The organism is Mycobacterium sp. PO1, assembly GCF_017312405.1.
GTDB lineage: Bacteria > Actinomycetota > Actinomycetes > Mycobacteriales > Mycobacteriaceae > Mycobacterium.
This window is the reverse complement of sequence record NZ_BLTG01000126.1, coordinates 1-10,551: the sequence shown is the minus strand read 5'-3', so window position 1 is coordinate 10,551 and position 10,551 is coordinate 1. Positions and strand designations below refer to the sequence as shown.

The window sequence follows — 10,551 nt, the reverse complement described above, 5'->3', positions numbered from 1 at the left end:
CAGGATCGGGGACTCGCCACAACCGTGACGGCTGTCTTAATTGGCGCTGAGACCTCTAACAGGCGATGGGTCAACTATGAGATCCGCGAGAGCCTTGCGCGTGGAAATGGATTGCTTGGGATATATATCCACAATATCTTAGATTTTAATCGCCGGCCCGATCGGATGGGCGTCAATCCGCTTCCTAGTACGGTTCCAACCTACGACTGGGTCCGTGACAACGGCTATCAGAATCTAGGGGCTTGGGTCGATCGCGCCTATGCATCGCGCTAAGACAGTTCGAAATATCGGATAGAGAATAGGTTAAGAGTGGTCTACTTTCGTAGAAGCGACTTAGAACTGGCTGGCCGCCAGAGAACCGCGTCTCTCGGCTACGCGAACGCCAGAGACGCCTTGAACACCAGAACCGCGAGCGTATTCCCTGGAGAGACGTTCGATGTCTTTTTGAGTCATAGCTTCAAAGATGCTCCACTCATTCTTGGCATAGCCAACCATCTTGAGAAGCAAGGGCTCAGCGTGTACATCGACTGGATTGTCGATCGCCAGCTGAACCGGTCTGAAGTTACCCCAGAGACTGCCTCCCTGCTCCGAGAGCGCATGGGGCAGTGCACTTCGCTGATATACGCGAACTCGACGTCTTCGCCTATGTCGAAGTGGATGCCATGGGAGTTGGGTTACTTCGACGGGTCAAAGGGTGGGCCAATCGCAATCATGCCGATCGACGATGACGTGCCTGGACAGCAAGGGCAGGAGTATCTCGGCCTGTATCCGGCGATCGAGAGAGTGCCAGCCGGATCGGGCTTCATGACTGCCGCGGTGGAACCCGGCGGGTTCCACCGAATGCCCGTTGCGGAGTTCGGTCGAGGGCTGGGGCAGCTCTACGGCTTCTAGCACGCCCAGTGCTCTCTTCCACGGTGCAAGTTCTCCAACATGTCCCAGTAGGTCCTTTTCTCGCAGTCAGTGGGTCTTCGACTGGAGATGATCGACCCAACTGATTGGGTTCACACCTTTGGGTACACCCGTATACCCAAACAGCCTCTATGAAACGACAAAAACGTCCAACGATCACCCGAACGCCGGTGACCCGAACGCCGGTGACCCGAACGCTGTGCTGTTTCCTGGCCGATACGGGCGCGCCGAGAAGCTTCCAGCGGGATTGGTTCGGGGGGAAATAGAGCCGGTGCGTCCACTGGTGATCAATCCGAACGCGCGACTCAATCGAGCCGGGCAGCCGGATCGGCGCTATACCCGCCCCAACCCGCACGCCGTGGCGATCCAGTGCGCGCCGTCGTTTGGCTACAAATGGTCGGTGCCGGTCAATCTGGCCTCGCTCGCGAAAAACTACTTCCATCCCGCCCCGGCGGCGTTGGGTATCGCGCCCGTTCACTGGCATGACCTGCGCGGCACGTTCGGCGCGATTTCGCTGATAAACGGTGAGCACTACATGAGGGTCAGCGAGTGGCTTGGCCATGAATCCTACGTGACGACGATGACCCGCTACGCGGCGTTCATCCCGAAGGAATCCGGCAAGGCTGCGCCGTTGCGCCGCCCGGTGGCATCGGTGGGCAATGTGGTCTCGATGCGCCGATCGAGCTAGACCGATTTTCGAATCACTCGAATGAGTGTGCCTTCGGGCTCTCTGATTGCTGGCGTGGGATCGTCGGCGTGCTTGTACAGCGCGTATACCGACCCGGCCTGCGAATCCCCCTCGCACACGCGCTTGGCGACGCGCCAGGCGTGATCGTTATCCAGAACCGTTGTGATCACTGCATCTTCCATGCGGACACTCTCGATTGGTACCCAGATTTCGTCGGCATCGCTGGTCATGGATCAGACGCTAGACGGAGTTCATTTACTGTGCCAACGAGCTTCTGTCGACACGCCAACCGGGCTGGCTGAGGCTGCGGAACATTCCATCCCGGGTGGCTGGACTAGTGGTACTTTTCGTCGTCGTCGTCGTCGTCGTCGTCGTCGTCGTCGTCGGTCTCTAATACGAGCGTTCCCTTCGTTGCGTATCCGAAAGATTTTGTTGGCCGCCGGCTACGTCGACCCGAGAATGACCGTGGTGTTGGAAAAGTTGCAAAGAATAACAACGCAACTAGAAGAATTGCTCCGTAGATAACGAGGCTAGCTCCATTTCCGGTACCTAAGAAATTGTTTACAGATTGAATCAATGGTCTAGTGGGCGCAATACTTTCTGCAAATTCTATAAATTCTCGTACACGGGGTAACAATAGAGCCAGAACGATCGTTACGCCTATGATAGATACTGCTAGAGAACGACGCGATTGAAGCCGTGAGAATCGAGTATTTACGACGCTTTCCAGCAGCTTAACTCGATTGTTTAGGCGGTCATACAGATCAGGCGTCTGTAGCCTCTCCGCTAATCCGGCTACTATTCTATGTCCATTTTGATCTGCAAGTAATACTTTTCCATACTCTTGAAGACTAACCGCCAGCTGGTCTTGAGCGGAGAAAAGATGCTTATCTTTAGCTTTTCTTTCGACAACAGTTCTGTGGTCAATCGCTTGCAGCTGTCGATACTGAAGTATTGCGGACTCGATAGCAATTATTGTTCTCAGATCGCGGATGTAGTCGACTTTGTAGCCGGGCCATATTGTGTGAATGGAGTGGCCCGCTGCTAGCCAAAGTTCTTCGATGGACTCCTGTAAATGGTTCTCTAGAAATCGCTCACGCGTATCTTGCTGGAGCGGAATATTGATGCTTGCGCGAAGCATAATCTGCACAAATTCGGCTTCGTGAACTACTTTCGCCTCGGAGCCGCTACAACCACAGGCCGGGTGGCCTTGGAACAGCGTGGTGTGGCACCGCCAGCCGGGAAGTAGCTCCCTCTTACTGTCGTAAACATTCCTCTGTTTTTTCGCAATTGCGCGAATTGCATGCCAGTAGCGTTCGAAGATGGAATCCACGGTAAAGACGTTTGTGGTGACGTGACTTGCGGGGATTTGCGCGTTTAACCATTCGAGTCCGCTGTGGTCCGTAGTCCAGAGAATGGCTTCAGTGTCGATGAGGCTGACGGGCTTATCACTTTTTCCCATAATGGGAACCGAGATAGAAAATTTCGTTAATCCGCGTTTTCCGACTTGCATATAGTTGTAAGCTTCTGGCACTCCGAAAGTCTTGGCTATCGGCATTGCAAAAGTCAGAATAGCGATTCCTGATCGGTGCACCATAAAGATATTTCTATTCGAGTGTCAGAATGGCTTTTATCGGAGTAATAAACCGGATTCATTTCTACACGAATGAAGGGTGGATCCGTTTCTAGGTATCCAGGGAAATACAGGCTCTGTTCCAGTCTCATGCGTGCCGCACCTAGGATGTGTTCATCCAGGAGCATGTCCCGATACCCATCTGAAATTTCAGCCATCTTTGACGTTTTTTCTGCCACCCATTCGGGAGTGTCATCGTCATCATCCGAGGGTGAATCAACTGATTGGCCCGAGTGTCCGAAAAGTAAGCGTGATGAATAGTATTTAATCAATTGATTGCGCTGGAGCCATGCTATTTTGAGCGTCAACTTGCGGTTGTGTCGGTAGAGTCGTCGCCATGAAATGTCCTCCGAATACATCTCTGTAATAAACTCGGACATCCGATAAGCTTCGTCTTCTTTCCGGTCGAGCTCAGCGCCCCGTTTGGGCACACGGATGTCATCGTTGGCCGGAGACGCCGCCTCAGCCGCCATGTCCTTTTCGAGCAGGTTGTGGGCCAATGCGGCAATGTCCAGCCCTGGACCGAGGTCGAAGGAGAAGGAATAGAACACGCCGCGCCCATGCATCTGCAGGGGATGGCTGCTGATGGCTTCGCCGCTGGTTGTCTCGCTACCAGTCATGCGGGGATCGTAAGTAACGCGGCCGACAAATGGCGGAACGTGCCACGTTGCTGTGTCGGCATGTCTCGCGCGGAGTGGAGCGTCTGTGGAGCGTCTGGCTTGACTTCTGTCACTTCTATCACAGCCAGCTACCGCCCCTATAAGACAAAAACCCCGCCGAAGCAGGGTTTCTGTGTGGTGCGCCGTCAGGGTTTCGAACCCCGGACCCGCTGATTAAGAGTCAGCTGCTCTACCAACTGAGCTAACGGCGCGCGTGTGCGACAATAACAGGCCCGCGGCACAGGGAGAAATCACGATGTCCGCGCGGTACCGGGAAGCGACGTCGGCGTCGCCTACCCGTCACAATCGAGCCGTAGAATCGATCCGAGTGTTTTCGACGTATCAATCTGTATGTGAGGTGGAGCGCAGTATGTGGCAGGTCAGCACGGCGAACCGTGTGGGACGCAACCGAGTCTGGTTGACCGTCGCCGCCCTGGTTCCTGCGATCGCGCTCCTGCTCACCGCGTGCGGCGGGCCGGCGGAGGCGCCTGCGCCGCAGGTGATCAGTGACAAGGGGACTCCCTACGGCGACCTGCTGGTGCCGAAGCTCACCTCCTCGGTGCAGGACGGGGCGGTCGGCGTCAGTGTCGACTCCCCGGTGACGGTCAGTGCCGAGTTCGGCGTGCTGGGCGCGGTGACCATGGTCAACGCGAGCGGCGAGCAGGTCGAAGGCAAGCTGTCCGAGGACGGTCTGACGTGGCAGACCACCGAGCCGCTCGGCTACAACAAGAGCTACACGCTCAACGCGCAATCGCTGGGCCTCGGCGGCGCCACCAGTCGGCAGATGACGTTCGAGACGCATTCGCCGGAGAACCTGACGATGCCCTACGTCCTGCCCAACGAGGGTGAGGTCGTCGGCATCGGTCAACCCGTCGCGATCCGCTTCGACGAGAACATCCCGAACCGGTTGGCCGCCCAGCGCGCGATCACCGTCAAGACCAACCCGCCGGTCGAGGGTGCCTTCTACTGGCTGAGCAACCGCGAGGTCCGGTGGCGTCCCGCCGACTACTGGGAGCCGGGCACCGCGGTGGAGGTGTCGGTCAACACCTACGGGGTCGACCTCGGCGACGGCCTGTACGGGCAGGACAACGTGTCGACGAACTTCACCATCGGCGACGAGGTGATCACCACCGTCGACGACAGCACCAAGACGCTGACGGTGACCCGCAACGGTGAGGTCGTCAAGACGATGCCGGTGTCGATGGGCAAGAACAGCACACCGACCAACAACGGTGTCTACATCGTCGGTGACCGGCGCTCGCACATGGTGATGGACTCGTCCACCTACGGCGTGGCGGTCAACTCACCCAACGGCTACCGCACCGAGGTCGACTGGGCCACCCAGATCTCCTACAGCGGCATCTACGTCCACGCCGCCCCGTGGTCGGTGGGCAGCCAGGGCTACAGCAACGTCAGCCACGGCTGCATCAACGTCAGCACCAGCAACGGCCAGTGGTTCTACGACAACTCCAAGCGCGGCGACATCGTGGAGATCGTCAACACAGTCGGTTCGACGTTGCCGGGCACCGACGGCCTCGGCGACTGGAACATCCCCTGGGAGCAGTGGAAGGAAGGCAACGCCAACGTCTGACGCTCCCGGATCGCTCCCGACGAAGCCCACCGCAGCCGCTGCGGTGGGCTTCGTCGTCGCGGGATCCGGATGATGGTCAGAACGCAGAAACGCCGCCTACTTGCGTAGACGGCGTTCCCGGTAACGGGTGGCTGACGGGACTCGAACCCGCGACAGCCAGGATCACAACCTGGTGCTCTACCAACTGAACTACAGCCACCATTGCCGCGTGTGCGGCGTGCTAGATACTAGCTGCTGGAACCCTCATCGATCGAATCAGTACCCGAATCCGCAGGTGAAGCCGGACCCAGCGCCGCCGCGACGTCGGCGATCTCGCCGGTCGACGGGCCCGGCGGGGCCACGAACGCCGTCTGCCGGTAGTACTTCAGCTCGCGGATCGACTCGTGGATGTCGGCCAGCGCGCGGTGGGCCAGACCCTTCTCGGGCTGGCCGAAGTAGATGCGCGGATACCAGCGCCGGCACAGCTCCTTGATCGAGCTGACGTCGATCATCCGGTAGTGCAGATAGTCGTCGAGTTTGGGCATGTCCCGGGCGAGGAAGCCGCGGTCGGTGGCGATCGAGTTGCCCGCCAGCGGGGCTGTCTTCGCCTGTTTGACGTGGGTGCGGATGTAGTCGAGCACCATCTCCTCGGCGGTGGCGACGTCGATGGTCGACGCCCGCACTTCCTCGGTGAGACCCGACTTGTTGTGCATCTGGGCCACCACGTCGATCATCGACGACAGCGCGTCGTCACCGGCATGGATGACGACGTCGACGCCATCGCCGAGGACGTTGAGTTCGGAGTCGGTCACCAGGACCGCGATTTCGATCAACAGGTCGGACTTGAGGTCCAGCCCGGTCATCTCGCAGTCGATCCACACCAATTCGTCGCGCACAGCGTTTCACAGTAAGCCCCACGGTCTGGCCGGGCTGACTTCACCCTCCGAAGTGCGTGCCCCGCCCAGTAGTGTTCCAGCATGAGCGCGGAGTCGACGGCGACGGCTGCTCAGCAGATCGCCGCAGGTTATGCCGCCGACGGGGCGGCGCTGGAACTGGGCACGGTGGTCGTCGACGGCGTGTGTGATCCCACCGCCCGGGTGCGCATCCCCTTGGCCACGCTGAACCGCCACGGACTCGTTGCCGGGGCCACGGGCACCGGCAAGACGAAGTCGCTGCAGGTCATCGCCGAGCAGCTGTCGGCGGCCGGTGTGCCGGTGGTGATGGCCGACGTGAAGGGTGACCTGTCCGGCCTGTCGCGCCCCGGTGCGCCCGGTGACAAGATCTCTGCGCGGGCCGCCGACACCGGCGACAGCTGGATGCCGCAAACGTTTCCCGTGGAGTTCCTGTCATTGGGGACAGCCGGGGTCGGGGTGCCGGTGCGCGCCACGATCACCAGTTTCGGTCCGATCCTGTTGTCGAAGGTGCTGGGACTGAACCAGACTCAGGAATCGACGCTCGGGCTGATCTTCCACTGGGCCGACAAACAGGGCCTGCCGCTGCTGGACCTCAAGGATCTGCGCTCGGTGATCGGGTACCTGATCAGTGAGGACGGCAAGCCGCAGCTCAAGGCGCTGGGCGCGGTGTCCACGACGACCGCCGGGGTGATCCTTCGCGCCTTGGTGAACCTGGAAGCCGAGGGAGCCGACACGTTCTTCGGCGAACCAGAGCTCGAATCGGGTGATCTGATGCGCGTCGACCCGTCCGGGCAGGGCGTGATCACGCTGCTCGAACTCGGTGCCCAGGCCGCCCGTCCGGTGCTGTTCTCCACGTTCCTGATGTGGGTGCTCGCCGATCTGTTCACCACGCTGCCCGAGGTGGGTGACCTCGACAAACCCAAGCTGGTGTTCGTCTTCGACGAGGCGCACCTTCTCTTCTCCGACGCCTCCAAAGCCTTCCTGGCGCAGGTCGAGCAGACGGTCAAGCTGATCCGGTCCAAAGGTGTGGGGGTGTTCTTCTGCACCCAGCTGCCCACCGACGTCCCGAAAGACGTGTTGAGTCAGCTCGGTGCCCGCGTCCAGCATGCGCTGCGCGCGTTCACCCCCGACGACCAGAAGTCACTGACCAGAACGGTGCGTACGTATCCGAAGACCGACGTCTACGACCTGGAGTCGGTGTTGACCTCGCTGGGCATCGGTGAGGCCGTGGTGACGGTGCTCTCCGAGACGGGGGTGCCCACGCCGGTGGCGTGGACCCGGATGCGCGCGCCGCGTTCGTCGATGGACGCGATCGGGCCCGACGCCATCGGCAGCGCCGCCGCGGTCAGCGCCCTGCAGGCGCGGTACGGCGTCACGGTCGACCGGGAGTCGGCGTACGAACAGCTCGCTGCCCGGCTGGCACCGCCCGAAGCGGAACCCCCGGCCGCCGAGCTACCACCGGTACCGCCGGCCACCGAGCTACCACCGATGTGGGAGCTGCCCGGCATCCCGCCGATGCCCGACCCCGTTCAGCCGGCCGAGCCTGGGTTGCTGGACAAGGTCATGGACAGCCCGGCGTTCAAAAGCGCGATGCGTTCGGCGGGGACGGTCATCGGGCGCGAGATCACTCGCAGCATCCTCGGCACCGGGCGCCGGCGCCGCCGCTGAAGGTTCCCCGCCGTGGAAATCCAACCTCGCCGAGCGCGACCCGCCGTTGAATCCTCGCCGCCGTTGAGGCTCAGCTCCCGCCGAGTTTCTTGTAGACGGCACCGACGATCGGCGCGACAACCGACCGGGGCGCGTACCCGCTGGCCGCCGACATCGCCTTGGACGTCAGGCCGGGTACGACGCGCATCTTGTTGCGCTCCAACCCATCCAGCGACACCTTGGCGGTGTACACGGTGTCGATCCACAGGAAGTCGGGGATCAACCGTTCCACGAGCGACTGTTCGCCGGGGTCGGGCAGCTCGGTGCGGACGGGACCCGGTGCCAGCACGGTGACGTGGACGCCGACGGGTTTCAGTTCGCCCCGCAGCGATTCACTGAAGGTGTTGGCGAAAGCCTTGGTCGCGGCGTAGGTCGCGTTGTTCGGGATGGGCGAGTTACCGGCCGCCGAGCCGCTGATGAGGATTCCGCCGGCACGCCGCTCCACCATGCCGGGCAGCACCGCCAGCACGAGGTCGTGCACGCCGAGCACGTTGAGCTGCACCTGCTTCCGCTCCTCGGCCGGATCCAGCGTGGCGACAGGGCCGAAGGTCGCCGTGCCCGCGTTCGCGCACAGGATGGAGATCTCGCGGGCGGCCAGCTCGTCGCACAGTTCGCCCCGGGCGGTCGGGTCGGCCAGATCGACCGCGCGCACCTCGACGGTCACGCCGTACTGCTCGCGTAACCGCTCGGCCAACGCCTCCAGGACCTCGCCGCGGCGGGCGGTGATGATCAGGTGGTGACCGCGCGCGGCGAGTTCGACGGCCAGCGCCTCACCGATGTTCTGCGACGCTCCGGTGACGACCGCGCGGGCATTGGCGCTGGGGGCAGGTACTGGCATGGGCCGGACTATATCGTGGGCACCCATGAGCCAGCCGTCGCCTCCGACCGAGGCGTCAGCCGCCGCAGCACCTCGATCGCGCGTCCTGGCCTGGGCGTTGTGGGACTTCGGTGCCACCGCGGTCAACGCGATCGTCATCACGTTCGTGTTCTCGGTGTATCTGACGAGCACCGTCGGCGAAGGCCTGCCCGGACCGACCAGTCCGGCCAGCTGGCTCGGCCGCGCTCTGGCGGCGGCGGGACTTCTGGTCGCCGTGCTGGCGCCCCTGACCGGGGTGTGGGTCGACGCACCCGCGCGACGCCGTCGGGCGCTGGCCGCGCTCACGGGTCTGGTGGTCCTGCTGACGGCGTCGATGGCGCTGATCCGAGACGACGTGCGGTTCCTGTGGCCCGGCCTGATCCTGCTCGCCTGCACCGCCGCCTGCAGCGAACTCGCCACGGTGCCCTACAACGCGATGCTGCGTCAGCTCTCGACCCCGCGCAACGCCGGCGCGGTTTCCGGATTCGGTTTGGCGCTGGGGTATTTCGGCAGCGTGCTGGCGCTGCTGGTGGTCTATGTCGGGTTCATCTACGGCAGCGGGGAAACGCGCGGTCTGCTCGACCTGCCCGCCGCCGACGGACAGAACATCCGCGCCGCGATGCTGCTGGTCGCCGCGTGGTTCGGGTTGTTCGCGCTGCCTCTGCTGGTCTCGGTTCCCGCGCCGGTGACGCGCGAACCGGCAGAACGGATCGGGCTGCTGGCCGCCTACCGCCGACTCGGTCGTGCGCTGCGGGACGAATGGCGCCGCGACCGCAACGTCGTCTACTACCTGGGGGCCAGCGCGGTGTTCCGTGACGGCCTGGCCGGGGTGTTCACCTTCGGCGCGGTGCTCGGTGTCACCGTGTACGGCGTCTCGCAGGCTGACGTGCTGCTGTTCGGGGTGGCGGCCTCGGTGGTCGCTGCCGTCGGGGCGGTGCTGGGCGGGCGCGCCGACGATTGGTTCGGCTCGAAGCGGGTCATCGTGACGTCGCTGAGCGCGATGATCGCGGTGGGAACGGCGCTGCTGGTGCTCTCGGGGCCCGCCGCTTTCTGGGCCTGCGGGTTGATGCTGTGCCTGTTCATCGGCCCGGTTCTGTCCTCGGCACGCACCCTGATGCTGCGCCTGACGGAGCCCGGCAACGAGGGCGTCGCGTTCGGGCTCTACACCACCGCCGGGCGGGCCGCGACGTTCCTCGCTCCGTGGTTGTTCTCGCTGTTCATCGACATCTTCGACGCCGACCGCGCCGGTATGGGCGGGCTGATCGTGGTGTTGGCGCTGGGCTTGCTGGCCATGCTCGGCGTGCGCGCACCCCATCGCCGGGCGACCGGCCGGTCCATCGGTTAACGCGTCGCCGCGCAGATCGTCAGCCCGGCTCCGGTGCGCTGTTCGACCTGGGTGCCGTTCACGGTGATCGAGCAGTTCACCTCGCGGCCGACGTTGATGATGCTGATGCTGGCCGAATCTTCCCCGGGCTGCGGCAGCGTCACCTCCCGGCTCCAGGGCAGCATCACGTTGAACTCGGTCTGCAGCAGGCCGCCGGTGTCGACGTAGGTGATGTTGATCGCGCGGCCGCTACCCGAGACGTTGTAGACGACGGTGTCGGTCGCGCCCGGC

The 10,551-nt window shown here is 62.5% G+C and carries 12 protein-coding genes and 2 tRNA genes; 6 read left to right on the top strand and 8 right to left on the bottom strand.

Features of this window, described 5'->3' with window-relative positions; all coding sequences use genetic code 11:
- The 3 genes from J3476_RS27060 to J3476_RS27050 form a co-directional block, all read left to right on the top strand.
- Window positions 1-273 (top strand): TIR domain-containing protein (locus tag J3476_RS27060; RefSeq protein ID WP_207069360.1); only part of this gene is annotated, 273 nt, incomplete at its 5' end.
- Window positions 274-711: 438 nt separating this feature from the next.
- On the top strand, window positions 712-891 hold the full coding sequence (locus tag J3476_RS27055) for a hypothetical protein (RefSeq protein ID WP_207069359.1): 180 nt from the start codon (window positions 712-714) through the stop codon (window positions 889-891).
- Window positions 892-1,009: 118 nt separating this feature from the next.
- Window positions 1,010-1,597: a hypothetical protein gene (locus tag J3476_RS27050; RefSeq protein ID WP_207069358.1), complete on the top strand. Its 588-nt coding sequence runs from the start codon at window positions 1,010-1,012 to the stop codon at window positions 1,595-1,597.
- On the opposite strand, the gene J3476_RS27045 is transcribed toward J3476_RS27050, so the two are convergent.
- From J3476_RS27045 to J3476_RS27030, 4 genes are all read right to left on the bottom strand, one after another.
- A complete protein-coding gene (locus tag J3476_RS27045) occupies window positions 1,594-1,827 on the bottom strand; it encodes a hypothetical protein (protein ID WP_207069357.1) in 234 nt (77 codons plus the stop codon). The genes J3476_RS27050 and J3476_RS27045 overlap by 4 nt on opposite strands.
- A 104-nt stretch (window positions 1,828-1,931) precedes the next feature.
- On the bottom strand, window positions 1,932-3,155 hold the full coding sequence (locus tag J3476_RS27040; RefSeq protein ID WP_207069356.1) for a hypothetical protein: 1,224 nt from the start codon (window positions 3,153-3,155) through the stop codon (window positions 1,932-1,934).
- A gap of 8 nt (window positions 3,156-3,163) precedes the next feature.
- Window positions 3,164-3,850: a hypothetical protein gene (locus J3476_RS27035; protein ID WP_207069355.1), complete on the bottom strand. Its 687-nt coding sequence runs from the start codon at window positions 3,848-3,850 to the stop codon at window positions 3,164-3,166.
- 175 nt (window positions 3,851-4,025) lie between these two features.
- Window positions 4,026-4,101 (bottom strand) — tRNA-Lys (locus tag J3476_RS27030).
- A gap of 158 nt (window positions 4,102-4,259) precedes the next feature.
- On the opposite strand from J3476_RS27030, the gene J3476_RS27025 reads away from it, so the two are divergent.
- A complete protein-coding gene (locus J3476_RS27025) occupies window positions 4,260-5,480 on the top strand; it encodes an Ig-like domain-containing protein (RefSeq protein WP_207069354.1) in 1,221 nt (406 codons plus the stop codon).
- Window positions 5,481-5,606: 126 nt separating this feature from the next.
- Here the strand turns inward: J3476_RS27025 and J3476_RS27020 are convergent.
- A tRNA-His gene (locus J3476_RS27020) sits at window positions 5,607-5,679 on the bottom strand.
- A 28-nt stretch (window positions 5,680-5,707) separates the two neighbouring features.
- Entirely contained in the window at window positions 5,708-6,355 is a 648-nt protein-coding gene (gene orn / locus J3476_RS27015; RefSeq protein ID WP_207069353.1) for an oligoribonuclease, read from the bottom strand.
- A gap of 81 nt (window positions 6,356-6,436) precedes the next feature.
- On the opposite strand from orn, the gene J3476_RS27010 reads away from it, so the two are divergent.
- Window positions 6,437-8,041: a helicase HerA-like domain-containing protein gene (locus J3476_RS27010; protein ID WP_207069352.1), complete on the top strand. Its 1,605-nt coding sequence runs from the start codon at window positions 6,437-6,439 to the stop codon at window positions 8,039-8,041.
- A gap of 70 nt (window positions 8,042-8,111) precedes the next feature.
- Here the strand turns inward: J3476_RS27010 and cmrA are convergent, their stop codons facing one another.
- On the bottom strand, window positions 8,112-8,918 hold the full coding sequence (cmrA, locus tag J3476_RS27005) for a mycolate reductase (RefSeq protein ID WP_207069351.1): 807 nt from the start codon (window positions 8,916-8,918) through the stop codon (window positions 8,112-8,114).
- Between the two features lie 25 nt (window positions 8,919-8,943).
- Between cmrA and J3476_RS27000 the strand changes: the two genes are divergently transcribed.
- Window positions 8,944-10,281 (top strand): MFS transporter, encoded by a 1,338-nt coding sequence (locus J3476_RS27000; RefSeq protein WP_207069350.1) that lies wholly within the window; start codon window positions 8,944-8,946, stop codon window positions 10,279-10,281.
- On the opposite strand, the gene J3476_RS26995 is transcribed toward J3476_RS27000, so the two are convergent.
- Window positions 10,278-10,551: MmpS family transport accessory protein (locus J3476_RS26995; RefSeq protein ID WP_286183833.1), on the bottom strand; the 274-nt coding region annotated here is incomplete at its 5' end. The two genes, J3476_RS27000 and J3476_RS26995, sit on opposite strands and share 4 nt — an antisense overlap.